Below are 26521 nucleotides of genomic sequence, written 5' to 3'. Positions count from 1 at the left end.
CTGGCGGCCGCCGCGCGGCTGGGCGTCGTGCGGGTGCGCCTCTTCGTGCGCGACCGCACGCGGGCCGGTGCCGCCCGTGCCGTCGCCCAGGCTCTGGGCCTCGAGGCGATCGTCGCGGACCTGCCGGACTGGGTGCCGGGGGAGCGGGGCCTCACCCTGTCGACCCTGCCCGCCGGTGCGCTCGACGCCGCCCGGGTCGCGTTGCCCGCCCGCATCGACGCGCTCGTCCACGACGCCGCGTACGCGGCGGAGTCCGCGCCGCTGCAGCGGGCGCTCACCGACCGCGGTGCCCTCGTCGTGGCCGGGGGCCGCATGCTGCTGCACCAGGCCGTCGCCCAGCACGTCCGCTTCGCAGTCCTGGCCGGCCACGACCCCGCCCGTGCGGACGCGGCCCGGTCCACGATCCTCGCCGCGATGGACGCAGCCCTCCGGACCGCCTGATGGCCGGCGTCGCGACGGTCACCGCGGTGCTCGTCGCGGTGCTCACCGCCGTGCTCGCCCAGCGACTCCTGCCCGCCCTCGTCGCGGACGAGGCGGGGATGCGCCTCCTGCGGCCCGTCCGCCGCTCGCTGGCACGTGATCGGTGGGGTGCCGCGGTGCTGGTCCTGGGCGCCGCCGTCCCGGCCGCGTGCGCATCCCTCGTCGTGCCGGCGGGTGGGACCGTGCCGACCGTCCTGCTGGCGGTGGGCTGGGGCGCTGCGGCCGGTGCGACCCCGCTGCTGGTCGTCGTCGACCGGCGGATCCGCCGCCTGCCGGACCGGATCGTCCTGCCGCTCATCGGACTGACCGCCCTCCTGTGGCTCACCGTCCGGATCCTCGCTCCCGAGGCCCCCGCCGGGTGGTCGACGGGCGTGGCCCTGCTGCTGGGGCCCGTCTGCGGAGCGGTCCTCCTGCTCCTGTCGCTGGCGGGCGGACGCGGCCGCCACCTGGCGATCGGGCTGGGCGATGTCAAACTGGCCGTCCTGCTGGGGCTGCTGGCGGGCCTGGGCGGCGGGGGCGCCGTCCTTGTCGCGTTCGTCATCTCCCAGGTGTCTGCGCTCGTGGAGGCCCTCTGGCGCGTCGTTGTGCGGCGGGAGGGCCTGCGGACCCGCCTGGCACTGGGTCCCCACCTCCTCCTCGGCATGTGGACCGGGCCCGTGCTCGTGGCGGCGCTTGGGTAGACTCCTGAGAATGTTGCGTTGGCTTACAGCAGGCGAGTCCCACGGTGAGGCGCTCGTCGGAATCCTCGAGGGCGTCCCCGCCCATGTCCCCCTCACGCGCGACGACGTGTCCGCCGCGCTGGCCCGTCGTCGGCTGGGCTACGGGCGCGGCGCCCGCATGAAGTTCGAGGAGGACGAGATCCGCTTCCTGGGCGGCGTCCGTCACGGCCGCACACTGGGCGGCCCCGTCGCGATCGAGGTGGGGAACACGGAGTGGCCCAAGTGGGACCGCGTCATGAGCCCGGATCCCGTCGACCCCGCAGAGCTCGAGGGCATGGCCCGCGCCGCGAAGCTCACCCGGCCCCGCCCGGGCCACGCGGACTTCGTGGGCATGCAGAAGTACGACTTCGACGAGTCCCGGCCTGTGCTGGAGCGGGCCTCGGCCCGTGAGACCGCGACGCGCGTGGCACTGGGCACGGTCGCGCAGCGGCTGCTGGCCGAGCTGGGCATCCGACTCGTCTCGCACACGACCGCGATCGGTCCCGTGACCGGTGAGCGGGACGCGCCCCTGCCGGGGCCGGACGACGTGGCCGCCCTCGACGCGGACCCGATGCGCTGCTTCGACCCGCAGCTGTCGGAGCGCATGGTCGCGGAGGTGGACGACGCCCGCCGCGCGGGTGACACCCTGGGCGGCGTCGTCGAGGTCATCGCGTGGGGAATGCCCCCGGGCGTGGGCTCGTTCGTCCACGGCGACCGGCGCCTGGACTCCCGGCTGGCCGGTGCCCTCATGGGCATCCAGGCGATCAAGGGCGTCGAGGTGGGCGACGGCTTCGAGACGACCCGCCGGCGCGGCTCGCAGGCGCATGACGAGATGCTCCCGGCCGACGGCGGCATCCAGCGCGTCTCCGACCGTTCGGGCGGCATCGAGGGCGGCATGTCGACCGGAGGGCCCCTGCGGGTGCGCGCCGGCATGAAGCCCATCGCGACCGTGCCGCGGGCGCTGCGGACGGTCGACGTCGCGACGGGGGAGGCCGCGACGGCCAACCACCAGCGCTCGGACGTCTGCGCGGTGCCCGCCGCGGGCGTCGTCGCAGAGGCGATGGTCGCGCTCGTGCTCGCACAGGCCGTGCTGGAGAAGTTCGGCGGCGACTCCGTCGCCGAGGTGCAGCGGAACATCCGCACGTACCTCGAGGCGCTGCCGCTGCGCGCGGAGTGAGATGGCGGCCGTGAATCCGGGGGAGGAACACCCGCTGCCCCGGCCGGTGCCGCCGCTGGACCCGGCACCGGCGGCGGGGGCCCGCATCGTGCTCATCGGCCCCCCGGCGGCCGGGAAGTCGACGATCGGACGGCTGCTGGCCGTCCGCCTGGGACTGCCGCTCTACGACACGGACGCACTCATCGTCGCGGCGCACGGACCGATCCCGGAGATCTTCGCGAGCCGGGGCGAGGCCCGGTTCCGCTCGATCGAGCGCGAGGTGGTGCGGAAGACGCTGCGGCGGCTGCTCGACGAGCCGGCGGTCGTGTCGCTGGGCGGAGGTGCGATCCTCAACAGCGGAACCCGCGCGCAGCTGCGGCACCCGGCCCTCAAGGTCGTGGGCATCGACATCGATGCGGACACGGCGGCGACCCGCCTGCGGGGCTCGTCGCGGCCCCTGCTGGCCGGCGACGAGGATCCCGTCGCCCGGTGGCAGCAGCTGGTCGACGAGCGGCGGCCGCTCTACGACGGTGCCTCGACGATCACGGTCATGGCGGCCCACGGACCCCCGTCCACGGTCGTCAACCGCATCGTCGACCAGCTCACCGGATTGCAGCGCGCGGAGGAGTACGCGCGCTATCAGGACATCCCCTCGAAGGAGGGGCGGGACGACGACCCCGCGGGGGTCGAACGGAGGACGGACGCATGACGGAACGGACCGAACTGGAGATCACGGGCGAGACCCCCACGACCGTCCTCGTGGGCTCCGGCCTGCTGGGCGAGCTGCCGGCGCTGCTGGGCGGCCGCGTCCGTCGGGTGCTGGTCATCCACCCCCGCGCGCTGCGCAACACGGGCGAGGGCGTGCGGGAGGAGCTGGCCGCCGCCGGCTTCGAGGCCGTGAGCGCGGAGATCCCGGACGCGGAGGAGGCCAAGCACCTGCAGGTGGCCGGGTTCTGCTGGCAGATCCTGGGTCAGTCGGACTTCACCCGCACGGACGCGATCGTGAACGTGGGCGGCGGCGCGGTCACGGACGTGGGCGGCTTCGTCGCGGCCACCTGGCTGCGGGGGATCCGCTACATCAACATCCCCACGACGGTGCTGGGCATGATCGACGCGGCGGTGGGCGGCAAGACCGCGATCAACACGTCGGAGGGCAAGAACCTCGTGGGCGCGTTCCACGCGCCGGCGGGCGTCCTCATCGACACGCAGACGCTCACGACGCTGCCGGACAACGAGCTCTTCACAGGACTGGCGGAGGCGGCCAAATGCGGTTTCATCGCGGACCCGGCGATCCTCGACCTCATCGAGGAGCACCCCCGCGAGGAGCTGGCCCGGCACGACTCACCGGTGCTGCGGGAGATCATCGAGCGGTCCGTCCGGGTCAAGGCGGACATCGTTTCGTCGGACTTCCGCGAGTCCGGCACGCGCGAGTTCCTCAACTACGGCCACACGCTGGCCCACGCGATCGAGCGCCAGGAGCGCTACCAGTGGCGCCACGGGGCTGCGGTGGCGGTGGGCATGGTGTTCGCCGGCGAGCTCTCGACCCTGCTGCGCAGCCTGGACCCGGCGGTCGTCGACCGGATGCGGTCGATCCTCGCGAAGCTGGGTCTGCCCGTGGGCTACCGCGGCGACCGGTGGCCGCAGCTGCTCGAGACGATGCGGCGGGACAAGAAGGCCCGCGGCACGATCCTGCGCTTCGTCCTGCTGGACGCGGTGGGCAGCCCCGTCGTGACGGAGGTCCCCGACGACGCGATCCTGTTCTCCGCCTACCAGGAGATCGGAGAGCAGTCGCCCACGACCCGATTGGGACCCGTCTCGCTCTGAGAAGTCGTGGGGGCGGAGGCACTCTGCGGGCGCGCGGGGGACCCCCGCGGTCTTGCTAGACTCGACCCGCGCATGCGCACGCACTGCACTCGACAGAAGGACACGATCTGTGGCAACGACCAACGACCTGAAGAACGGCCTGGTGCTGAACCTCGAGGGACAGCTCTGGCAGGTGCAGGAGTTCCTGCACGTCAAGCCGGGCAAGGGACCCGCGTTCGTGCGCACGAAGCTCAAGAACGTCCTGAGCGGCAAGATCATCGACAAGACGTTCAACGCCGGCACGAAGGTCGAGACCGCGACGGTCGACCGCCGCGACATGCAGTACCTCTACCACGACGGCACCGACTACGTCTTCATGGACCAGGAGGACTACGAGCAGGTGCCGCTGTCCGAGGACCTCGTGGGCGACGCCGCGAACTACCTGCTGGAGAACCAGGTGGCGCAGGTCGCCTTCCACGAGGGCACCCCCCTGTCCGTCGAGCTGCCGGCCGCCGTCGAGCTCACGATCACGCACACGGAGCCGGGCCTGCAGGGCGACCGCTCGTCCGGCGGCACGAAGCCCGCGACGGTCGAGACCGGTCTGGAGATCCAGGTCCCGCTGTTCCTCGACGAGGGCGTCAAGGTCCGCGTCGACACCCGCAGCGGGGACTACCTGGGCCGCGTCAAGGAGTGAGTGCGCGCACGCGCGCCCGTCGCCGGGCGCTGGAGCTCCTCTTCGAATCCGAGGCGCGGGGTATCGACATCTCCGTGCTCGTCCCGCTGCGCTCGTCGGATCCGGACTACCCCATGAAGGCCTACGCGGTCCAGATCGTCGACGGCGTCACGGCGCATCGGGACGAGATCGACGAACTGGTCCGCACCTACGCGCGCGGCTGGTCGCTCGAGCGGATGCCGGCCGTCGACCGTGCGATCCTCAGGATCGCCGCGTGGGAGATCCTCCACAACGACGAGATCGACGCGCCCGTCGCGATCAGCGAGGCGCAGACGCTCGCGCAGGACTTCTCCACCGACGATTCGCCCGGCTACGTCTCCGGCGTGCTCTCGCGCATCGCCGGCCTGCAGGACTGATCCGCCACCCCGCGGACTGCGGGACGATGCGCGCGGACTACACTGCGAGAGCACGCGCCACATTCCTTTAACACCGTCCGGGAGGCGGGGAAGGACACACCATGAAGCAGCGCACCGTGCTCGACGGACCGGAGGTCCGCCGCGCACTGACCCGCATCGCGCACGAAGTGCTCGAGGCGAACAAGGGACCCCAGGGCCTCGTCCTGCTGGGCATCCCCACCCGGGGCGTCCCCCTCGCCGCGCGCCTGGCGCAGGCGATCGCGCGGATCGAGCCCCAGGTGGACGAGACGGCCCTCGCGGGATCCCTCGACATCACGATGCACCGCGACGATCTGAGGAAGGGGCCGCTGCGGTCGGTCTCGCCCACCTCGATCCCCGGCGGCTCCGTCGACGGACGGACGGTCGTCCTCGTCGACGACGTCCTCTTCTCCGGGCGCACGATCCGGGCGGCGCTCGACGCGCTGTCCGCGATCGGCCGCCCCGCCGCGGTCCGCCTGGCGGTCCTCGTGGACCGCGGTCACCGGCGCCTGCCCATCCGCGCCGACCACGTGGGCAAGAACCTGCCCAGCGCGCTCGACGAGCGGGTGGGCGTGCGGCTGCAGGAGATCGACGGTGAGGACTCCGTCACGATCACCGCCGCGGGGGGTGCGTCGTGAGGCACCTGCTGTCGACCGCGCAGCTGAGCCGGGCGGAGGCGATCGACCTGCTGGACGTCGCCGAGCAGATGTCGCACGTGAGCACGCGCGAGGTCAAGAAGCTGCCCGTGCTGCGGGGACTCACCGTCGTCAACCTCTTCTTCGAGGACTCGACCCGCACGCGCCTGTCGTTCGAGGCCGCCGCCAAACGGCTCTCCGCGGACGTCATCACGTTCACGGCCAAGGGCTCGTCCGTGTCGAAGGGCGAGAGCCTGCAGGACACCGCGCAGACCCTGTCCGCGATGGGGGCCGACGGCATCGTCATCCGCCACAGCGGCTCCGGCGCACCCCACCGACTGGCCCACGCAGGCTGGATCGACGCCCCGGTCGTCAACGCCGGGGACGGCACGCACGAGCATCCCACCCAGGCGCTCCTCGACGCGTTCACCCTGCGCCGCGTCCGTGCGGGCCTGCCGGCCTCCGGGCCCCACGACGGGGCGGTGGGCCGGGGCCTGGACGGCATGGTCGTGGGGATCGTGGGCGACATCCTCCACTCGCGGGTCGCGCGCTCGAACGTGCACCTCCTCACGACGCTGGGTGCACACGTCGTCCTCGTCGCGCCGCCCACCCTCCTGCCCGTGGGAGTGGACTCGTGGCCGTGCGACGTCGTCTACGACCTCGACGAGGCGATCGCCTCGCAGGGCTTCGACGCGCTCATGATGCTGCGCGTCCAGCAGGAGCGGATGGACGAGGCGTTCTTCCCCACCGCGCGCGAGTACGCCCGGCGCTGGGGGCTCACGGACGCCCGGGCCCGGGCACTGCCGGCCGACTGCGCGATCCTGCACCCGGGTCCCATGAACCGCGGCTTCGAGATCGGCGCGGAGGCGGCGGACTCGCCGCGCACCGTCGTGCTCGACCAGGTCGCCAACGGCGTGAGCGTGCGCATGGCCGTGCTCTACCGACTCCTCACCGGCCAGTCGACCGCGGACCGCGGTCGGGAAGGACAGCTGTGAACCAGACACTCATCCGGGGGGCGACCCTGCCGGACGGCACCCGTGCGGACCTGGGGATCCGGGACGGTCGATTCGTCGATCCGCAGGACGTGGGCGCGTCCGCGACCGTCGTGGACGCGGACGGGCTGCTGGCGCTGCCCGGTCTCGTCGACATGCACACGCACCTGCGCGAGCCGGGGCGCGAGGACGCGGAGACGGTGCTGAGCGGCTCTCAGGCCGCCGCGGCCGGCGGCTACACCGCCGTCCACGCGATGGCGAACACCTCACCCGTCGCGGACACCGCCGGCGTCGTCGAGCAGGTCCACCGGCTGGGGCGGACCGCCGGCTACACGCAGGTGCGCCCCGTGGGCGCCGTGACCGTGGGGCTGGCGGGCGTGTCGCTGGCGGAGCTGGGCGCGATGGCCGATTCCGAGGCCCGGGTCCGGATGTTCTCCGACGACGGCCACTGCGTGTGGGACCCCCTCGTCATGCGGCGGGCGCTCGAGTACGTCAAGGCCTTCGACGGGATCATCGCGCAGCACGCGCAGGATCCCCGCCTCACGGAGGGGGCCCAGATGAACGAGGGCGCCGTGAGCGCGGAACTGGGACTGCCGGGCTGGCCGTCCGTGGCCGAGGAGTCGATCATCGCCCGCGACGTGCTCCTGGCGGAGCACGTGGGCTCCCGCCTCCACGTCTGCCACGTCTCGACCGCTGGCAGTGTCGACCTCATCCGCTGGGCGAAGGCCCGCGGCATCCGCGTGACCGCGGAGGTCACGCCCCACCACCTCATCCTCACAGACGAGGAGGTCCGCAGCTTCGACCCCGTCTACAAGGTCAACCCGCCGCTGCGCACCCGCGAGGACGTCCTGGCCCTGCGGGAGGGACTGGCGGACGGCACGATCGACGTCGTCGGCACCGACCACGCGCCGCACCCCGCGGAGCACAAGTGCGTCGAGTGGACGGCCGCCGCGATGGGCATGGTGGGACTCGAGTCCGCCCTGGCGGTCGTCGCGCACGCGATGCGCGACACCGACTTCTCTCACGCGGACCTGGCGCGCGTGCTGTCGGCCGCGCCTGCGCGGATCACGGGTCTCTCCCAGCACGGGACGCTCGAGGCGGGGACTGGCGCGAACCTCGTCCTCGTCGATCCGGCCGCTCCGCACGTCCTCGACCCCGACGTCCATCGGACGATGGGCCGCAACAATCCGTTCCGCGGCACGCAACTGGGCATGCGCGTGAGGGACACGTTCTTCTACGGCACCCGCGTCGTCGCCGACGGCGCGCTGGGCGCGCCGCTGGACTTCGCGGAGGCGGGGCCGTGGAACGACTGACGCCCACGATCGTCCTCGTCCTCGTCACCCTCCTCGTCTTCGCGCTCCTCTGGTGGGGCTGGCGTCGCCGCGCGGGCTCGCAGTCCGGGCTGCCCGCACCCGCCCGGCCCCGCGAGGGCAGCACCGTCCTCCACGGTCCCGTCGACGGCATGTACGTCGCGACGACCACGGAGGGCGACCCGTACGACCGCATCGCCGTCCACGGGCTGGGCCTGCGCACCCCGGCCGATGTCGTGCTGACGGAGGACGGGGTCGTGCTCGACCGGGCGGGCACCGGCGACTTCCTCATCCCCTGGTCCGATGTGCGCTCCGCGCGCACGGCACAGGGCATGATCGGGAAGTTCGTGGAGCCCGACGGTCTCGTCGTCATCGGCTGGACGCTCGCGGGCACCCGCCTGGAGACCGGCTTCCGCACGCGCGCGGCGGACGACCGCGCGCCCCTCATCACTTCCATCCGCCGCTCGATCGAGGAGGACTGACATGTCCCTGCTCTCATCCGCCCCCGCCGTGCTCGTCCTGGAGGACGGCCGCACGTTCCGCGGCCGTGCCTACGGCGCGACCGGACGCACCGTCGGGGAGGTCGTCTTCACGACCGGCATGACCGGATACCAGGAGACGCTGACCGACCCGTCGTTCCAGCGACAGATCGTCGTCCAGACCGCACCCCACATCGGGAACACCGGGGTCAACGACGAGGACGACGAGTCCGACGGCTACTGGATCGCGGGCTACGTCGTGCGCGATCCCTCCCGCCGCGTCTCCAACTGGCGCGCGACGGAGGGCCTCGAGGAGCGTCTGACACGCCGCGGCATCGTGGGCATCAGCGGGATCGACACCCGTGCGCTCACCCGCCACATCCGGGACCGGGGTGCGATGCGCGCCGGGATCTTCTCCGGCGACGAGGCGGGGCTGGACGCGCAGACGCAGCTCGCGGCGGTCCGGGAGTCCGCCCCCATGGCCGGATCGCGCCTGGTCGACGAGGTCTCCACGACGCAGCCGTACACAATCCCCGCCGTGGGACCGCAGCGCTTCCGCGTCCTCGCCTACGACCTGGGCATCAAGTCCGCGACCCCGGAGCAGCTGGCCGCCCGCGGGATGGAGGTGACGGTCGTGCCGGCCTCCACCCCCTTCGAGCGGATCCTGGAGCTGGCACCCGACGGCGTCTTCTTCTCGAACGGACCGGGCGACCCCGCGACCTCCGACCACGAGGTCGAGGTGCTCCGCAGCGTCCTGCGCGCTCGGATCCCGTTCTTCGGCATCTGCTTCGGCAACCAGCTGCTGGGCCGCGCACTGGGCTTCGACACGTTCAAGCTCACGTTCGGACACCGCGGTGCCAACCAGCCCGTGCTGGACGTCGAGACGGGCCGCGTCGAGATCACCAGCCAGAACCACGGCTTCGCGGTCGCGGCACCCCTGGGCGAGCCCGTCACCGCACCGCAGGCGGAGTTCGGCCGCGTGCAGGTGAGCCACATCGGCCTCAACGATCAGGTGGTCGAGGGGCTGCGGTGCCTCGACACACCGGCGTTCTCCGTCCAGTTCCACCCCGAATCCGCCGCCGGGCCCCATGATTCGCGCGGTCTCTTCGACCGCTTCGCGGACATGATGACCGACAGCCCCGCGTCCGCGCGCGCCTGAGCCGCGCAGAAGGAGACCACACCGTGCCCAGAAGAGACGATCTGAAGTCCGTCCTCGTCATCGGCTCAGGCCCCATCGTGATCGGCCAGGCCTGCGAGTTCGACTACTCCGGGACCCAGGCCTGCCGCGTGCTCCGCAGCGAGGGCCTGCGCGTCATCCTCGTGAACTCGAACCCCGCGACGATCATGACGGATCCGGACATCGCGGACGTCACGTACGTCGAGCCGATCGACCCCGGCGTCATCGAGACGATCATCGCGAAGGAGCGCCCCGACGCACTCCTGCCCACCCTGGGCGGCCAGACCGCCCTCAACGCCGCGATCGCCCTCCACGACGCGGGCATCCTCGATGCGTACGACGTCGAGCTCATCGGCGCGGACGTCGAGGCGATCCAGCGCGGCGAGGACCGTCAGAAGTTCAAGGACGTCGTCGAGTCCGTGGGCGGCGAGTCCGCCCGCTCGGTCATCTGCCACACGATGGACGACGTCCTGGAGGGAGCGGAGCAGCTGGGGTACCCCCTGGTCGTCCGCCCGTCCTTCACGATGGGCGGACTGGGATCCGGCCTCGCCTACGACGAGGACGACCTGCGCCGGATCGCCGGCGACGGGCTGCACGACTCCATCACGAACGAGGTCCTGCTCGAGGAGAGCATCCTGGGCTGGAAGGAGTACGAGCTCGAGCTCATGCGCGACCACGCGGACAACGTCGTGGTCGTCTGCTCGATCGAGAACGTCGACCCCGTGGGCGTCCACACGGGCGACTCCATCACGGTCGCCCCGGCACTCACCCTCACGGACCGCGAGTACCAGCGGATGCGCGACATCGGCATCGCGGTCATCCGCGAGGTGGGCGTCGACACGGGCGGCTGCAACATCCAGTACGCGGTCGACCCGCGGACCGGCCGCATCATCGTCATCGAGATGAACCCGCGCGTGTCCCGGTCGTCCGCGCTCGCGTCGAAGGCGACGGGCTTCCCGATCGCCAAGATCGCCGCGAAGCTGGCGATCGGCTACTCGCTCGACGAGATCCCCAACGACATCACGGAGGTCACCCCGGCGTCGTTCGAGCCCGCGCTCGACTACGTCGTCGTCAAGATCCCGCGCTTCGCGTTCGAGAAGTTCCCCGCGGCGGACCCCACCCTCACGACCACGATGAAGAGCGTGGGCGAGGTCATGGCGCTGGGCCGGAACTTCGGCGCCGCGCTCCTCAAAGCGATGCGCTCACTCGAGCAGAGCGGCGCGGAGTTCGACTTCTCGCAGCGGGTCGACCTCGACGCCCCGGGCGTGCGCGCGGACGTCACCGCCCGCCTCGCCCACCCCACCGCGGACCGCATCCACACCGTGCGCCTCGCACTGGCCTCGGGGATGTCCATCGAGGACGTGCACGAGGCCTCGTGGATCGACCCGTGGTACCTCGACCAGATCCTGCAGCTGCAGGAGGTGGCGGATGCCGTCGCGGCGGCGACGGACCTGACGGACGACCTGCTGCGGCTCGCGAAGGAGACGGGGCTGTCCGACCACCAGATCGGTCAGCTGCGGCTCACGGAGGAGACGGTGGTCCGCGGAGTCCGCCACGCGCTGGGGATCCGTCCCGTCTACAAGACGGTCGACACGTGCGCGGGCGAGTTCGAGGCGCGCACCCCCTACCACTACTCGAGCTACGAGGAGGAGACGGAGGTCATGCCGCGGGAGCGGGAGGCCGTCATCATCCTGGGCTCGGGACCCAACCGGATCGGCCAGGGCATCGAGTTCGACTACTCGTGCGTCCACGCGACGATGGCCCTGTCCGAGGCGGGCTACGAGACGATCATGGTCAACTGCAATCCGGAGACCGTCTCGACGGACTACGACACGGCGGACCGGCTCTACTTCGAGCCGCTCACGTTCGAGGACGTCATGGAGGTCTACCAGGCGGAGCTCGCGGCTGGCCCCGTCGCGGGCATCGTCTGCACCCTGGGCGGCCAGACCCCGCTGGGACTGGCGGCGGACCTCAAGGCCGCGGGCGTGCCCGTCCTGGGGACGCAGCCGGAGGCCATCGACCTCGCAGAGGACCGCGGTGAGTTCGGCCAGGTGCTGGACGCGGCTGGCCTGCAGGCGCCGCAGCACGGCACCGCGACGACCTTCGAGGGGGCCGTCGTCATCGCGGAGCGCATCGGCTACCCCGTGCTCGTGCGCCCGTCGTACGTGCTGGGCGGCCGGGGCATGCAGATCGTGTACGACGAGCAGCAGCTGCGCGGCTACATGGAGTCCGCCACCGAGGTGTCCGCGGATCGCCCCGTGCTGGTCGACCGCTTCCTCGAGGATGCGATCGAGATCGACGTGGACGCGCTGTACGACGGGACGGAGGTCTTCGTGGGCGGCATCATGGAGCACATCGAGGAGGCCGGCATCCACTCCGGCGACTCCGCGTGCGTGCTGCCGCCGCTCACCCTGGGCGAGGCGGTGCTGGAGCGCGTCCGCTCCGCGACAGCCGCGATCGCGGAGGGCACCGGCGTGCGCGGACTCCTCAACATCCAGTTCGCGCTGGCCGCGGACGTCCTCTACGTCATCGAGGCGAACCCGCGCGCCTCGCGCACCGTCCCCTTCGTCGCGAAGAGCACCGGCACCCAGCTGGCGAAGGCCGCGGCGCTCCTGGCCGTGGGTCGCACGATCGCGCAGCTGCGCGGCGGGCTGCTGCCGCAGGCCGGCGACGGCTCGCGCCTGGCGCCCGACCACCCCGTCGCGGTCAAGGAGGCGGTCCTGCCGTTCCGCCGCTTCCGGACGGTCGACGGCCGCGCGGTCGATTCGATCCTGGGGCCGGAGATGCGCTCGACCGGTGAAGTCATGGGCATCGACCGCGACTTCCCGCGGGCCTTCGCGAAGGCGATGATGGCCGCGTCGACGACACTGCCCACCTCTGGCACCGTGTTCGTGTCCGTCGCGGACCGCGACAAGCGGGCCCTCGTGCTGCCCGTCAAGCTGCTGTCAGACCGCGGCTTCTCGATCGTCGCGACGGCGGGCACCGCAGCGGTCCTCGCCCGCTACGGGATCCGTGCGGAGACGACGGCGAAGCACTTCGAGACCGGTGCGGGGGAGGAGTCGGTGCTCGACCGCATCGCCGCTCGCGGCTTCGACCTCGTCGTGAACGTGCCCGGCGGCCGACAGGAGCGCGCGGACGGCTATGAGATCCGCGCCGCCGCGACCTCGGCGAACGTCCCGCTGCTCACGACGGTCGACGAGTTCAGTGCGGCGGTGTCCGCGATCGAGTCCCTGCAACGGGACGCGATGGACGTGCGCGCGCTGCAGGACTGGGCGTGAGCACGGCCCCGGACCGTCTGCGCGCGGCCCTGCGGAGCAGCCCCCTGTGCGTGGGCATCGACCCGCATCCGGGGGAGCTGTCCGCCTGGGGCCTCCCGGACTCCGCGGACGGGGCGCGCACGTTCGCACTGCGCCTCCTCGAGGCGGCGGTCGCGGGCGGTGCCGGGGTCGTCAAGCCGCAGGTCGCGCTTTTCGAGCGCTTCGGCGCGCGGGGATTCGCGGTGCTCGAGGAGGTGCTGGCGGCGGCCCGCGACCTGGGTCTCCTCTCGATCGCGGACGCGAAGCGCGGGGACATCGGCTCGACGATGGCGGGTTACGCGGACGCGTGGATCCGGCGCGGCTCCCCGCTGCGGGCGGACGCCGTGACGGTCTCGCCCTACCTGGGCTTCGCCTCCCTGGGGCCGGTGCTCGACCTGCTCGAGGAGGAGGACGCGCTCGTCTTCGCGCTCGCACTCACCTCGAACCCGTCGGGGCCGGAGGTCCAGCACGCGCGGGGAGAGGACGGCGAGCCCGTGGGCGGGACGATGCTGCGGCTGGCCGCGCAGGAGAACGCGACACGCCCGGGTCGTGTGGGGGTCGTCGTCGGCGCGACGATCGGCCCCGCCGCCCGGGCGCTGGGCCTGGACGCGGGGGCGTTCCCCGGCCCCGTCCTCACACCCGGATACGGGGCGCAGGGTGCGACCGCCGCAGATCTCGCCCGGCTCTTCGGTCCGGTCGCCGCGGACCACCGGCTGGCGGTCAACGCCTCGCGGGGGATCAGCGGCGCGGGGAGCGATCCGGCGGACCTGCGCCGCAGGATCGCGCAGATCACTGCTGAACTCGGCGCCCACCTCAGCGTAGACTGAGGCGCAGACGCCCGGCGCAGGGGGTCTGCACCCAACGGGACGAGGAGGCACGGCAGTGGCACTACCGCAGCTGACCCCGCAGGAGAGGGAGGCCGCTCTCGACAAGGCATTCGCCGCCAGACAGGCGCGTGCCGAGGTCAAGGCGGCCCTCAAGAACGGAGACATGACACTGTCCGCAGTGCTGGAGAAGGCAGTCGGCGACGAGTCGCTTGCGAAGATGAAGGTCCACGATCTGCTCCGCTCGATGCCCGGTGTGGGCGAGCGGCGCGCGACCGCGCTCATGGAGGAGTTCGGGATCGCCGCCTCGCGCCGCATCAAGGGGCTGGGCGTGCACCAGAAGTCGGCTCTGCTCGAGCGCTTCCCCGGATGAGCCGACTGACAGTGCTGGCCGGCCCCACCGCGGTCGGCAAGGGCACCGTGAGCGCGCGCATCCGCGAGGCGCACCCGGAGGTGTGGTTCTCCGTGTCCGCGACGACGCGTCCACCGCGCCCCGGAGAGATCGACGGCGTGCACTACCACTTCGTGACGGATGCGGAGTTCGACCGGATGATCGCGGACGGCGAGCTGCTGGAGCACGCCGTCGTGCACGGCCGCAACCGGTACGGCACGCTGCGCGGCCCCGTGCAGGAGCAGATCGACGCTGGCGGTGCGCCGCTGCTGGAGATCGACCTGCAGGGTGCCCGCCAGGTGCGCGAGGCGATGCCGGAGGCGCTCTTCGTCTTCCTCGCGCCGCCCAGCTGGGACGAGCTCGTCCGCCGCCTCGTGGGGCGCGGGACGGAATCGGAGGAGGAGCAGGAGCGCCGACTCGCGACCGCCCGCGTCGAACTCGAGGCGGAGAAGGAGTTCGACGTGACCATCATCAACCGCGATGTGAGCGAGGCGGCGCGCGAACTAGTAGACTTGATGGGACTCGAGGACCGGGACTGACTCCCGGCCGCCCCCTCACCCGCCGTCCATCCGTTTGGAGAGCCAGTGGCACACACCCCCGAAGGCATCACGTTCCCCCCGATCGACGACCTGCTGGCCGTCACGGACTCGAAGTACGAGCTCGTCATCCAGAGCTCGCGCCGCGCGCGTCAGATCAACTCGTACTACGCGCAGCTGCAGGAGGGCCTCCTGGAGAACGTGGGCCCCCTCGTGACGCCGGAGCCCAACGAGAAGCCGCTGTCGATCGCTCTGCGCGAGATCCACGAGGGCAAGCTCATCATGCGCGAGCCCACGGAGGCGGACTTCGCCCCCGTGACGGACCTCGACTACGGTCACGACTTCTCGTTCGACGAGGCCTTCGGCGGCGACGCCTTCGGCGGCGACAGCGCCATCACGAACACGACCGATTCCGCCGCGGACCCCGCCGCGGAATGAGGATCGTCCTCGGGGTCACAGGCGGCATCGCGGCGTACAAGGCAGCGCACGTGCTCCGGGGTCTCCGAGAGCAGGGCCACGAGGTGCGCGTCGTCCCCACGGACGCGGCGCTGGAGTTCGTGGGCGCGCCCACCTGGGAGGCGCTCAGCGGGCAGCCCGTCTCGACGACCGTGTTCGACGGCGTCGACCGCGTCGAGCACGTGCGGATCGGTCACGAGGCCCAACTCGTCGTCATTGCGCCGGCCACCGCGGACCTCCTGGCCCGCGCCCGCTCGGGCATCGCGGACGACCTCCTCACCGCCACGCTGCTGACGGCCACGTGCCCCGTCGTCGCGGCCCCCGCGATGCACACGCAGATGTGGGAGAACCCTGCGACCGTCGAGAACGTCGCAGTGCTGCGCAGCCGCGGCTGGACCGTCATCGAGCCGGCCTCGGGCCGCCTGACCGGTCAGGACTCGGGTCCCGGTCGCCTGCCGGAGCCGGACGAGATCATCGCCGCCGCCCTCACCGCCGTGCAGGAACCCGCCGGCGGCTCGGGTCACCCGGTCACCCCCGCCGAGGCCGCGGAGCCCGGACCGCTGCACGGCACCTCGGTCGTCGTGACCGCCGGCGGCACCCGGGAGCCGCTGGACCCCGTCCGCTTCCTGGGCAACCGCTCCTCCGGCAAGCAGGGCGCGGCGCTGGCCGCCGCCGCCGCGGCCGCCGGTGCGGATACGACGCTCATCGCCGCGAACGTGGACTCCCAGGTGCTCGCCGCGCTGCCCGCGGGCGTCGCAGTCGACACCGTCTCGACGACGGAGGAGCTGCAGGCCGCCTGCGTCGTCCACGCCTCGACCGCGGACGTCATGATCATGGCCGCGGCCGTCGCGGACTACCGCCCCGCGCAGACCGCGGAGCACAAGATGATGAAGTCCGGCGACGGCCTCGTCCTGGAGCTCGTCGAGAACCCGGACGTCCTGCGCGGACTCGTCGAGGACCGCGACGCGGGACGCAGCCGCACCGGCCAGCTCCTCGTGGGCTTCGCGGCGGAGACCGGCACGCCGGACCGGCCCGCGGCGGTGCTGGCGCAGGAGAAGCTGCTGCGGAAGGGCTGCGACCTCCTCGTCTTCAACGACGTGTCCGGCGACCGCGCCTTCGGCCAGGACGACAACACCGTCATCGTGTACCGCCCCGCGGACTCGGTCGCGCAGGAGGTCGTGCGCAGCACCGGGACGAAGGCGGATGTGTCCCACGATGTCATCGCGGCGGTCATCGCCGAACGCACTCGCTAGGATGAACCCGTGACTTCTCCCTATCTGCGCCACTTCACGTCCGAATCCGTGACGGAAGGCCACCCGGACAAGATCTGCGACCAGATCAGCGATGCCGTCCTCGACTCGCTGCTGGCACAGGACCCCTCCTCGAAGGTGGCGGTCGAGACCCTCGTGACGACCGGCCTCGTCCACGTCGCCGGCGAAGTGAAGTCGACCGGCTACGCGGATGTCGCCTCGATCGTGCGCGACGTCATCACCGGGATCGGCTACGACTCCTCCGACAAGGGCTTCGACGGGCACAGCTGCGGCGTGTCCGTGTCGATCGGCGCACAGTCCTCGGACATCAGCGCGGGCGTGGAGAACTCGTTCGAGCGCCGCTCCGGCACCTCCGACGACTCCGACCACGGCACCTCGCTGGGCGCGGGCGACCAGGGCCTCATGTTCGGGTACGCGGACGACACGACGGACGCGCTCATGCCCCTGCCCATCCACATCGCGCACCGGCTGTCGGAGCGACTGGCGCACGTCCGCAAGGGAGGCGTGCTCCCGTACCTGCGTCCGGACGGCAAGACCCAGGTGACGATCGGCTACGACGGGGACGAGGCCGTCAGCCTCGAGGCCGTCGTCGTCTCGACCCAGCACGATCGGGACGTGACGCAGGAGCGCCTGTCCGCGGACGTGACGGAGGCGGTCATCCGCCCCGTGCTCGCGGACTTCGAGCTCGACACCGCGGGCACCACGCACTACATCAACCCGGCCGGCGCGTTCGTGATCGGCGGCCCCATGGGCGACGCCGGTCTGACCGGCCGCAAGATCATCGTCGACACGTACGGAGGCTTCGCCCGCCACGGCGGCGGCGCCTTCTCCGGCAAGGACCCCTCGAAGGTCGACCGCTCCGGGGCGTACGCGATGCGGTGGGTCGCGAAGAACGTCGTCGCGGCGGGACTGGCCCGGCGCGCAGAGGTCCAGGTCGCGTACGCGATCGGCCGCAGCGAGCCGGTGGGCCTCTACGTCGAGACCTTCGGCACGGAGCAGGCGGACCCCGCCCGCATCGCGTCCGCGATCCGCGAGGTCTTCCCGCTGCGCCCGGCGGAGATCATCCGCGAGCTGGAGCTCGTCCGCCCCGTCTACTCGCAGACCTCGACCTACGGCCACTTCGGCCGCACCGGCGAGGCCTTCACGTGGGAGAGCACGGACCGGGCCCAGGCGCTCGCGTCCCTCGTGGGCTGATCGCGTGCAGCCCGCGCTGCTGGGGGACGAGGAGCCGCACCTGCGCCTGCGCGGCGGCCTCACACCCGCCGCGGCACAGCCGGTGGCGCGCGTGCTCCTCGAGACCCCCGTCCCGCACCTGGCCCGTCCGTTCGACTTCGGCGTGACGGAGGCCCAGGACACCGAGGCCGTGCCCGGTGTGCGCGTGCGCGTCCGGTTCTCCGGCCGCCTCGTCTCCGGCTTCCTCCTCGAGCGCACGGACTCGACGGACGTGACCGGTCCGCTGGCACCGCTCGAGCGCGTCGTCTCACCCGTCGCGGTCGCGGACGCGCCGGTGCTGTCCCTGGCGCGCGCCGTCGCGCAGCGATGGGCAGGCACCCTTCCGGACGTCCTGCGGCTCGCGATCCCGCCGCGCCACGCGGCGGGGGAGGCGAGGGCGCTGGCCGCGATCGAGCGGCTGACGTCCGAGCCGCCCGCGGCACTCGACCCCGTCCCCCCGCCAGAGGACGCACCGGTGGCCCTGCGCGAGTACCTCGACGTGCTCGAGGACTGGCTCCGGGAGCCCGACGGCCGGGACGGCCCCCGCGCGGCAGCGGCGCTCACCCCGGCTTCTGAACCGGGGACCGGGTGGATCACGGTCGGTCTCGCGGCGGCGCACCGGACGATCGCAGCCGGCCGGTCCGTCCTGTGGATCGTGCCGGACCACCGCGAGCTCGACGCGCTCGAGGCCCGCCTGGGCGACCTGGCGCCCCTCACCGTCCGCCTGTCCGCGGACCAGGGACCGCAGGCGCGCTGGTCGAACTGGGTGCGCGCGCACGCGGGAGCGGCCCGCCTCGTCATCGGCACGCGGGCCGCTGCGCTCGCACCCGTGCGGGAGGCCGGCCTCGTCCTCCTCGTCGAGGACGGCAGCGATCACTACGTCGAGCCGCGCGCCCCCTACCCGCACGCCCGCGAGGTCTGCCTCCTGCGGGTGCGGGAGACGGGTGCCGCACTCCTCCTCCTCGACCACACCCGCACCGTCGAGGTGCAGGACCTCGTCGAGTCCGGCTGGATCGGCTCGATCGACCGCCCCCGGGAGGAGCGGCGGGCGACGGCCCCGCTCGTCCTCCTCCCGCACGCGGACACCCCGTCCGAGCGCATGCCGCCGGAGGCCTTCGACCTCATCCGCGGGGCCCTGGGCCGGACGAAGCGGGAGACCGCGCAGGGGCCCGTCCTCGTCCAGGTGCCGCGAGCGGGCTACCTGCCCGTCGTCGCGTGCGCACGCTGCGGGGACCTGTTCGACTGCCCCCGCTGCGAGGCGCGCATCGCGGCCGCCGGCGCCGCAGGACCGTTCGCGTGCGCCCACTGCGGACTGCGCGAGGAGCACCTCAGCTGCCCCCGGTGCCGCAGCACCCGGGTCCGCGCGGTCGTGCGCGGACTCGAGCGGACGGCCGAGGAGCTGGCCCGGGCCTTCGCGGACGTCCCCGTCATCCGCTCGGGCGGCACGGACATCGTCCGGTCCGTCGACTCCGCACCGGCGATCGTCGTCGCGACGACGGGGGCGGAGCCGTACGCGGACGGCGGCTACGCCGCGGCCCTGCTGCTGGACTCGCTGTGGCCGGGACCGGGCCTCGACGGGGTGAGCCGTGCGATCGCCCGCCGCCTGCGCGCCCTCGCCCTGGTGCGGGGCGCATCCGCCGGCGGACGCGCCCTCGTCCTCGACACGACGGACGTCGTCGTGCGCGTCCTCCAGACCTTCGACCCGGTCCGGCACGCGCACCTCGAGCTCCGCGACCGGCAGGCGACGGGCCTGCCCCCCACCACCCGCACGGTCCAGCTGACCGGACCCCGCTCGGAGGTCCGCGCGGTGCAGGCGCGTCTCGAGGCGGAGGCGGGCGCCGGCGTGCTCACCCCGCTGCTGACCCGCGACGAGGAGGACGAGAGGGTGCTGCTGCTGTCCTTCGGCCGCAGCGCCTCCGCGCCGGTGTCCGCGGCACTCACCGCCGCGGCCGCGCAGCGATCGGCCGCGTCCCTGCCGGTCGTCCGGCACGTCGTCGACCCGGCGGGGGCGCTGTGAGGACTCCCGCGCACTAGACTCGGGGCCGTGAGAATCGTCTTCGCCGGCACCCCGCACGCGGCCGTGCCCTCCCTCGACGCCCTGCACGCGGACCACGACATCGTCGCGGTCCTCACCCGGCCGGACGCGCCCGTGGGACGCAAGCGGATCCTCACCCCCAGCCCCGTCAAGCGCCGCGCGGAGGCGCTGGGCCTGCCCGTCCTCGAGGCCGACCGCCTGCGGGGCGAGGTCCTCGACCGGCTCGAGGAGCTGCGCCCGGACGCGGTCGCCGTCGTCGCGTTCGGCGCGATCGCCGGACCCCGGGCGCTCGCGACCGCACGGCTGGGCTGGTTCAACCTCCACTTCTCGCTGCTGCCGCAGTACCGCGGCGCAGCGCCCGTCCAACGGGCGCTCATGGACGGTCGTGCGGAGACGGGCCTGACCGTGTTCCGGATCGACACGGGCATGGACACCGGTCCGGTGCTGCTCCAGCGGAGTCTGCCGCTGCCGCGACAGGACGCCGGCGACGTGCTGGCCGACTTCGCCGTGACCGGGGCCGGACTGCTGAGGGAGGCGTTCGCCCTCCTCGCGTCCGACCGGGCACAGCTGACCCCGCAGACCGGCGAGGCCGGCCACGCGCAGAAGATCGACCCGGACGAGGCCCGGCTCGACTTCGCGCATCCGGCGGCCGCCGTGCTGGCCCGCGCCCGCGGGGTCTCGCCCGCACCCGGCGCGTGGACGCTCCTGGACGGGAGGCGGGCGAAGGTCGCCGGCCTCACGGAGGCGCATGCGGGCGATCCGCGCCCGGCTCCCGGGGCGCTGGCCGCCACCGCGGACGGCGGCGTCGTCGTGGGCAGCGGCGACGGCCCCGTGCGGATCGGCCGCATCCAGCCCTTCGGGAAGCCCGCCCGCGAGGCCGCGGACTTCCTGCGCGGCCGCCCCGACGCGGCCTTCGACACGGACCTCGCCGCACAGACGGGAGACGATCATGAGTGACGCGCGACGCCGGCCCCAGCGCCGACAGGAGTCCCGCCGACAGGAGTCCCGCCGACGGGCGCCCCGCGGGGAGGGCGGCGGGAAGCCGGGGCCCCGGGACGTCGCCCTCGAGGTGCTGACGGAGGTCGACGAGGCGGACGCGTACGCGAACCTCCTCCTGCCGTCGCGCCTGCGGCGGGCCGGGCTCGACCCCCGCGACTCCTCGCTGGCGACCGAGCTCACGTACGGCACGCTCCGCGGCCTCGGCCTCTACGACGCGGTCGCGGCGCAGGCGGCGGACCGCCATCCCGCGGACCTCGACCCGCGCACGGCCTCGGCCGTGCGGATGGGCGTCCACCAGCTGCTGAGCACGCGGATCGCGGACCACGCGGCGGTGTCGGCGACGATCGACGCGCTCCGTCGCGCCGGGGGCGGTCGCGCCGCGGGACTCGTGAACGCGGTCCTGCGCCGGGTCGCGGAGCGGGACCGCGACGGCTGGCTGACGGAGGTCTCCCGAGGGCTGGCCGCGGACGAGGCCCTCGCGCTCACGACCTCCCACCCCGCCTGGATCGTGCGCGCCCTGCGGCTGTCGCTGCGCGGACACGGACGCGGCGGCGAGGGACTGGAGGCGACGCTGCGTGCCGTGCTCGACGCGGACAACGCCCCCGCCCGCGTGAGCCTCGCCGCACTGCCCGGCCTGGCCGACCGCGACGAGCTCGCGGCGACGCACCCGCAGCTGACCCCCGGCACGCTCTCGCCGCTGGGCCTCGTCCTGGACTCCGGCGACCCGCGCGACGTGCCCGGAGTCGACGAGGCCCGGGTCCGCGTCCAGGACCAGGGCTCGCAGCTCATCGCCCTCGCCCTCGCACAGACGGACACCGCGGACCGTCCGCAGTGGCTCGACCTCTGCGCGGGACCCGGCGGGAAGACCGCCGTCCTGGGCGCGCTGGCCGCGGGACGCGGCGGCACGGTGCGGGCCGTCGACTCGTCCGCGCACCGGGCGCAGCTCGTGCGGGACTCGACCCGGGCCTCGGCGGAGGTCGTGACCGTCGCCACCGGGGACGGCCGCACGGCGGGGGAGACGCACCCGGGCGCGCACACCGGTGTGCTCGTCGACGTCCCGTGCACCGGCCTGGGCGCGCTGCGGCGGCGTCCGGAGGCGCGGTGGCGCAGGCGCCCCGACGACATCGCGGCGCTGGCCCCGCTGCAGAGCGGGCTGCTGCGGTCCGCGGTCGCGGCATCCCGCAGCGGCGGCGTCATCGCCTACTCGACGTGCTCGCCGCACTGGGCGGAGACCGCCGGGATCGTCGACGAGGTCGTCGAGTCAGGCGACGTCGAGGTGCTCGACGCGGCCGCCGTGCTCGCGGAGGCGACCGGGCTGGAGGCTGAGACCTTCGCCTCCGCCGCCCGCGGCGACGGCCGGTACGCGCAGCTGTGGCCGGACCTCCACGGGTCGGACGCGATGTTCCTCGCGCTCCTGCGGCGGCGCTAGGCTGGCGACGTGGGACTACACATCAATCCGAGCATCCTGTCCGCGGACTTCGCGGACCTCACCGGCGAACTCGCGCGCATCAGCTCCGCGGACATGGCGCATGTCGACGTCATGGACAACCACTTCGTGCCCAACCTCACGTTCGGCCCCCCGGTCGTCGAGCGGATCCGGGCGGTCTCGCCCATCCCGCTGGACGCCCACCTCATGATCGAGGACCCGGACACGTGGGCGCCCGTCTACGCGGAGATCGGGTGCGCGTCCGTCACCTTCCACCTCGAGGCGGCGACCGCACCCGTCCGCCTGGCGCGCGAGCTGCGCGCCGCCGGTGCGAAGGCGAGCGTCGCGGTGCGTCCGGCGACGCCCGTCGAATCGCTCATCGACCTCCTGCCGGAGTTCGATCAGATCCTCATCATGACGGTCGAGCCGGGATTCGGCGGCCAGCGCTTCCTCGACGTGTGCCTGCCCAAGATCGCCCGCATGCGGAAGGCGATCAGCGCCTCCGGCCTCGACGTCATGCTGCAGGTGGACGGAGGGATCTCCACGGAGACGATCGAGCGGGCCGTCGAGGCCGGCGCGAACGTGCTGGTCGCCGGCTCCGCCGTCTACGGGGCGGAGGACGCCGAGCAGGCGATCGCGCACCTGCGGGAGACCGGCCGGCGGGCGGCAGCAGCCGCCGCGGAGGCCTGAGTCGTGCCGCTGCTCGACGTCCTCAACACCCCCGTCTTCACGCTCCTGGGCACGCCCGTCCCGTGGTCGGACCTCATCGGGAACGTCTGCGCGATCGCGACCGTGTTCCTGGCACTGCGGCGGAACATCTGGTCGTGGCCCGTCCAGATCCTGGGGTCCGTCCTGCTCCTGAGCGCCAGCATCGGCGCCGGGCTGGGCGGCAACGCCTCGCGTCAGGTCGTCATCATCGCCGCGGCGGTCTGGGGCTGGACCCGGTGGAAGCAGGCGAAGGAGCAGGCGGCCTCGGGCGAGGTCGAGGTCCGGTGGGGGACGTGGACGGAGCGGCTCCTGCTCCTGGGGTTCCTGCTCGTCGGCACCGTCGCGTTCGGCTCGCTCCTGGCGTGGGGCGGCTGGTCGTGGAACCCGTATCCGGACGCCTACATCTTCGTGGGTTCGCTCGCCGCGATGGTGGCCCAGGGACGGGCGATCGTCGAGTTCTGGCTCGTGTGGCTCCTCGTCGACCTCGTGGGCATCCCGCTCGCCATCATGGGCGGACTCGTGTTCTCCGGTGCGGTCTACTTCGTCTTCCTCGTCATGGTGATCGTCGGGATCATCGACTGGAGCCGCCGCTCCCGCCAGCGCATCGCCTCGCCCACGGATCTGTCGCCGGACATCTCACGTCCCGACCCGGCATGACCGACTCCGGGACCCTGCACTACCCTGATCGTGTGAAGGACTTCGATTCCCTGTTCGCGGAACTCGCGCAGAAGGCACAGACCCGACCGGAGGGCTCGTCCACCGTGGCGGAGCTGGACGCGGGCATCCATCAGATCGGGAAGAAGATCGTCGAAGAGGCGGCGGAGGTCTGGATGGCCGCCGAGTACCAGTCGGACGAGGAGCTCGCGGAGGAGATCTCGCAGGCGATCTACCACCTGCAGGTCATGATGATCGCCCGCGGCCTCACACCGGCGGACGTCTACCGACATCTCTGACCCGGTCCCCACCCGCACCCACCACCCGGTCGAATCCTCCCAGGAGCCGCATTCCATGCTTCGCATCGCGGTGCCGAACAAGGGCACCCTGTCAGAGTCCGCCACCGTCATGCTGCGGGAGGCCGGATACAAGCTGCGCACCAATTCGAAGACGCTGGTGAGCCGTGACGACGCCAACGGCATCGAGTTCTTCTACCTCCGTCCCCGCGACATCGCCGTCTACATCGGCGAGGGCATCCTCGACCTGGGCATCACGGGGCGCGACCTGCTCCTGGAGTCCGGTGCGGCGGCGCTCGAGACGCTGCCGCTGGGTTTCGGACGCTCGCGCTTCCACTACGCGAGCCGAGCCGGAACCTTCACGGATGTGACCCAGCTGGAGGGCAGGCGGATCGCGACGAGTTATCCCGTCCTCGTCCAGCGCGACCTGGCCGCCCGCGGGATCGACGCGCGCACCGTCGGCCTGGACGGCGCGGTCGAGGTCTCGATCGAGCTGGGCGTCGCGGACGCGATCGCGGACGTCGTCGAGACCGGCACGACGCTGCGACAGGCCGGCCTCGAGACCTTCGGCGACCCCATCATGCGCTCCGAGGGCCTCCTCGTCGCCCCAGTCGAGCGGGAGGAGCTGTCCGACGCCGCGCAGGTCGTCGTCCGACGCCTCGAGAGCGTCATGGTCGCCCGCAGCTACGTGATCGTCGACTACGACGTGCCCGTCGACCGCCTCTCGGAGGCCGTCGCGGTCACCCCGGGCTTCGAGAGCCCCACCGTCTCCCCGATGCGCGACCCGGAATGGGTCGCCGTCCGCTCGATGGTCTCCGCGGACGCCCAGCACACGGTCATGGACCGGCTCTACTCCGTGGGCGCCCGCGCGATCCTCGTCACGAACATCGCCGCCTGCCGTGTCTGACCCGGCTGCGGACCGTCCCATGGAACTGCCGGTCGTGTTCCGGCCGCGGATGCTGCGCACCGTGGGCCTCATCCTCGCCCCGCTCGTGACGGCCGCGTTCGTCGCGGCGTCGATCGCGTTCACGGTCATCGAGTGGCGCAGCTGGCGGGCCGGAGCGGACTCGGTCTGGATGATCGGACTGGGCCTGCTGCTGTCCGCGATCATCCTGCGGTTCGCCACGATCGTCGCGCGGGCGGACGAGGACGGGCTCTTCGTCCGCAACATCCTCCTGACCCGGCGCTACGCCTGGAGCCAGATCGTGGGCGTGTCCTACTCGGAGCCGCTGGGCGATTCGTGGGCCACTCTCAGCCTCTCCGACGGGACGACCGCCGCGGTCATGGCGATCCAGGCGGCGGACGGACCCAGAGCCGCGGCGGCGGCGAACCACCTGCGTATCCTCGTAGACGAGCACACCCCATCCGGAGGCACACCGTGAGCATTCCCACCACCCCCCGCAGTGCAGGCCCCCTCGCCGGGACGGTCGTCGTCGACCTGTCCCGCGCGCTGGCCGGCCCCCACGCCGGCCAGATGCTGGGCGACCAGGGCGCCCGCGTCATCAAGGTCGAGACGCCCGGCACCGGCGACGACTCCCGCGGCTGGGGACCGCCCTTCGCGGGCCCCGAGGACGACCCGCAGTCCACCTACTACCTGTCGACCAACCGCAACAAGGAGTCGATCGCCCTCGACCTCAAGAGCGAGGACGGTGTCGCGACGCTGACCGCGATGCTGAAGCGGGCGGACGTCCTCATCGAGAACTTCCGGGCCGGCGTGCTCGACCGGCTGGGCTTCTCGACGACCGCGCTCGCAGAGCTCAACCCCCGCCTCATCGTCCTCTCGATCACCGGCTTCGGCCACGACGGTCCGGAGGCCGCGCGCGCGGGCTACGACCAGATCGCGCAGGGCGAGGGCGGCCTCATGTCCATCACCGGCTCCGGCCCGGACGACTTCCAGCGGGTGGGCGTCCCGATCGCGGACCTGCTGGCGGGCATCCACGGCGCGTACGGCGTGCTCGCGGCGCTGCTGGAGCGCGAGCGGACCGGACGCGGCAAGGTCGTGCGCACCTCGCTCATCGCCGGCATGGTGGGCATCCACGCGTTCCAGGGCACCCGCGCGACGATTGGCGGGATGACCCCGGAGCCCGGCGGCAACCACCACGCGACGCTCGCGCCCTACGGCCTCTTCACGTGCCGCGACGGCGCGGTGCAGATCTCCGTGGGCAACGAGAAGATGTGGCAGCGGTTCTGCGAGGCGTTCGACCTGGACACCGCGGATCCCCGCTTCGCGACGAACGGGGAGCGCTTCGCGCACCGCGAGGAGCTCATCGCGGTCATCGAGGAGCGGTTCGGCCGCTTCGACTCCGCCCCGCTGCTGGAGAAGCTGTCCGAGGCCGGGATCCCCGCGGGCGTCGTCCGGACGCTGCCGGAGGTCTACGAGTGGGAGCAGGCGCTGTCGCAGGGTCTCAAGATCACCGCCGCGCACCCGACGATCGGCGACATCGACCTGCCCGGGCCGCCGCTGCGCTTCTTCGACGCGGACGCCGCGGGCGAGACGGAGACGACCGTGACGGAGCACCTCGCCCCGCCGCGGCTGTCCGAGCACGACCGGGAGATCCGGTCCTGGCTGGAGGACTGACA

At 72.8% G+C, this 26521-nt stretch carries 27 protein-coding genes and 1 pseudogene; all 28 read left to right on the top strand.

All coding sequences use genetic code 11. The features are described 5' to 3' along the window. A pseudogene (locus tag HGBR_RS19740) lies at window positions 1-441 on the top strand (hypothetical protein); the annotation flags it as partial. Further along, a complete protein-coding gene (locus HGBR_RS19735) occupies window positions 441-1160 on the top strand; it encodes a prepilin peptidase (protein ID WP_051013248.1) in 720 nt (239 codons plus the stop codon). The pseudogene HGBR_RS19740 and the gene HGBR_RS19735, both read left to right, overlap by 1 nt. Window positions 1161-1170: 10 nt before the next feature. Beyond that, entirely contained in the window at window positions 1171-2355 is a 1185-nt protein-coding gene (gene aroC, locus HGBR_RS01275; protein WP_019157526.1) for a chorismate synthase, read from the top strand. A 1-nt stretch (window position 2356) separates the two neighbouring features. Next, window positions 2357-3043 (top strand): shikimate kinase, encoded by a 687-nt coding sequence (locus HGBR_RS15895; protein ID WP_019157525.1) that lies wholly within the window; start codon window positions 2357-2359, stop codon window positions 3041-3043. Continuing rightward, entirely contained in the window at window positions 3040-4158 is a 1119-nt protein-coding gene (aroB, locus tag HGBR_RS01265; RefSeq protein WP_019157524.1) for a 3-dehydroquinate synthase, read from the top strand. The genes HGBR_RS15895 and aroB overlap by 4 nt, the downstream gene beginning before the upstream one ends. A gap of 109 nt (window positions 4159-4267) precedes the next feature. Further along, the gene (gene efp, locus HGBR_RS01260) at window positions 4268-4831 is read left to right on the top strand and encodes an elongation factor P (RefSeq protein WP_019157523.1); all 564 of its coding nucleotides are present in this window, start codon (window positions 4268-4270) and stop codon (window positions 4829-4831) included. Beyond that, window positions 4828-5226 carry a transcription antitermination factor NusB gene (gene nusB / locus HGBR_RS01255; protein WP_019157522.1) on the top strand — a complete coding sequence of 133 codons (399 nt, stop codon included), beginning with the start codon at window positions 4828-4830 and terminating at the stop codon, window positions 5224-5226. The genes efp and nusB overlap by 4 nt, the downstream gene beginning before the upstream one ends. A 101-nt stretch (window positions 5227-5327) precedes the next feature. After that, a complete protein-coding gene (gene pyrR, locus HGBR_RS01250; protein WP_019157521.1) occupies window positions 5328-5882 on the top strand; it encodes a bifunctional pyr operon transcriptional regulator/uracil phosphoribosyltransferase PyrR in 555 nt (184 codons plus the stop codon). Further along, window positions 5879-6874 carry an aspartate carbamoyltransferase catalytic subunit gene (locus HGBR_RS01245; RefSeq protein WP_019157520.1) on the top strand — a complete coding sequence of 332 codons (996 nt, stop codon included), beginning with the start codon at window positions 5879-5881 and terminating at the stop codon, window positions 6872-6874. The genes pyrR and HGBR_RS01245 overlap by 4 nt, the downstream gene beginning before the upstream one ends. Continuing rightward, window positions 6871-8184: a dihydroorotase gene (locus HGBR_RS01240; RefSeq protein ID WP_019157519.1), complete on the top strand. Its 1314-nt coding sequence runs from the start codon at window positions 6871-6873 to the stop codon at window positions 8182-8184. Before HGBR_RS01245 ends, HGBR_RS01240 begins: the two co-directional genes overlap by 4 nt. Next, window positions 8172-8663, top strand: a complete 492-nt coding sequence (locus HGBR_RS01235) for a PH-like domain-containing protein (protein WP_019157518.1) — start codon at window positions 8172-8174, stop codon at window positions 8661-8663. The genes HGBR_RS01240 and HGBR_RS01235 overlap by 13 nt, the downstream gene beginning before the upstream one ends. 1 nt (window position 8664) lies before the next feature. Continuing rightward, entirely contained in the window at window positions 8665-9819 is a 1155-nt protein-coding gene (carA, locus tag HGBR_RS01230; protein ID WP_019157517.1) for a glutamine-hydrolyzing carbamoyl-phosphate synthase small subunit, read from the top strand. Window positions 9820-9842: 23 nt separating this feature from the next. Beyond that, window positions 9843-13115 carry a carbamoyl-phosphate synthase large subunit gene (gene carB, locus HGBR_RS01225; protein ID WP_019157516.1) on the top strand — a complete coding sequence of 1091 codons (3273 nt, stop codon included), beginning with the start codon at window positions 9843-9845 and terminating at the stop codon, window positions 13113-13115. Beyond that, on the top strand, window positions 13112-13960 hold the full coding sequence (gene pyrF, locus HGBR_RS01220; RefSeq protein ID WP_019157515.1) for an orotidine-5'-phosphate decarboxylase: 849 nt from the start codon (window positions 13112-13114) through the stop codon (window positions 13958-13960). Before carB ends, pyrF begins: the two co-directional genes overlap by 4 nt. Window positions 13961-14015: 55 nt before the next feature. Further along, window positions 14016-14330, top strand: a complete 315-nt coding sequence (mihF, locus tag HGBR_RS01215; RefSeq protein ID WP_019157514.1) for an integration host factor, actinobacterial type — start codon at window positions 14016-14018, stop codon at window positions 14328-14330. After that, window positions 14327-14887 carry a guanylate kinase gene (gmk, locus tag HGBR_RS01210; protein ID WP_026077234.1) on the top strand — a complete coding sequence of 187 codons (561 nt, stop codon included), beginning with the start codon at window positions 14327-14329 and terminating at the stop codon, window positions 14885-14887. The genes mihF and gmk overlap by 4 nt, the downstream gene beginning before the upstream one ends. A gap of 45 nt (window positions 14888-14932) precedes the next feature. Continuing rightward, on the top strand, window positions 14933-15322 hold the full coding sequence (rpoZ, locus tag HGBR_RS15890; RefSeq protein ID WP_019157512.1) for a DNA-directed RNA polymerase subunit omega: 390 nt from the start codon (window positions 14933-14935) through the stop codon (window positions 15320-15322). Next, entirely contained in the window at window positions 15319-16593 is a 1275-nt protein-coding gene (gene coaBC / locus HGBR_RS01200) for a bifunctional phosphopantothenoylcysteine decarboxylase/phosphopantothenate--cysteine ligase CoaBC (protein ID WP_019157511.1), read from the top strand. Before rpoZ ends, coaBC begins: the two co-directional genes overlap by 4 nt. Before the next feature lie 9 nt (window positions 16594-16602). Next, window positions 16603-17805 (top strand): methionine adenosyltransferase, encoded by a 1203-nt coding sequence (metK, locus tag HGBR_RS01195; protein WP_019157510.1) that lies wholly within the window; start codon window positions 16603-16605, stop codon window positions 17803-17805. A gap of 4 nt (window positions 17806-17809) precedes the next feature. Continuing rightward, entirely contained in the window at window positions 17810-19840 is a 2031-nt protein-coding gene (locus tag HGBR_RS01190; protein ID WP_019157509.1) for a primosomal protein N' family DNA-binding protein, read from the top strand. A gap of 27 nt (window positions 19841-19867) precedes the next feature. Then, on the top strand, window positions 19868-20815 hold the full coding sequence (locus HGBR_RS01185; protein WP_019157508.1) for a methionyl-tRNA formyltransferase: 948 nt from the start codon (window positions 19868-19870) through the stop codon (window positions 20813-20815). Next, window positions 20808-22286, top strand: coding sequence for an RsmB/NOP family class I SAM-dependent RNA methyltransferase (locus tag HGBR_RS01180; RefSeq protein WP_026077232.1), 1479 nt, complete (start codon window positions 20808-20810; stop codon window positions 22284-22286). Before HGBR_RS01185 ends, HGBR_RS01180 begins: the two co-directional genes overlap by 8 nt. A 9-nt stretch (window positions 22287-22295) precedes the next feature. Then, complete coding sequence (gene rpe, locus HGBR_RS01175) at window positions 22296-22973, top strand: ribulose-phosphate 3-epimerase (RefSeq protein WP_019157506.1); 678 nt, start codon at window positions 22296-22298, stop codon at window positions 22971-22973. Window positions 22974-22976: 3 nt separating this feature from the next. Then, window positions 22977-23648 carry a nicotinamide mononucleotide transporter family protein gene (locus HGBR_RS01170; RefSeq protein WP_019157505.1) on the top strand — a complete coding sequence of 224 codons (672 nt, stop codon included), beginning with the start codon at window positions 22977-22979 and terminating at the stop codon, window positions 23646-23648. A gap of 32 nt (window positions 23649-23680) precedes the next feature. Beyond that, window positions 23681-23944, top strand: a complete 264-nt coding sequence (locus tag HGBR_RS01165; protein ID WP_026077231.1) for a phosphoribosyl-ATP diphosphatase — start codon at window positions 23681-23683, stop codon at window positions 23942-23944. A gap of 55 nt (window positions 23945-23999) precedes the next feature. Beyond that, window positions 24000-24848 (top strand): ATP phosphoribosyltransferase, encoded by an 849-nt coding sequence (hisG, locus tag HGBR_RS01160; protein WP_019157503.1) that lies wholly within the window; start codon window positions 24000-24002, stop codon window positions 24846-24848. A gap of 19 nt (window positions 24849-24867) precedes the next feature. Then, on the top strand, window positions 24868-25323 hold the full coding sequence (locus HGBR_RS01155) for a PH domain-containing protein (protein ID WP_019157502.1): 456 nt from the start codon (window positions 24868-24870) through the stop codon (window positions 25321-25323). After that, window positions 25320-26519 carry a CaiB/BaiF CoA transferase family protein gene (locus HGBR_RS01150; RefSeq protein WP_019157501.1) on the top strand — a complete coding sequence of 400 codons (1200 nt, stop codon included), beginning with the start codon at window positions 25320-25322 and terminating at the stop codon, window positions 26517-26519. Before HGBR_RS01155 ends, HGBR_RS01150 begins: the two co-directional genes overlap by 4 nt. The last annotated feature ends 2 nt before the right edge of the window (window positions 26520-26521 follow it).

The sequence above is a fragment of the Brevibacterium senegalense genome, assembly GCF_000285835.1.
In the GTDB taxonomy this organism is placed as follows: Bacteria; Actinomycetota; Actinomycetes; order Actinomycetales; family Brevibacteriaceae; genus Brevibacterium; species Brevibacterium senegalense.
The sequence above is the reverse complement of the archived record's forward strand: the minus strand, read 5'-3'. Positions and strand labels throughout refer to the sequence as shown.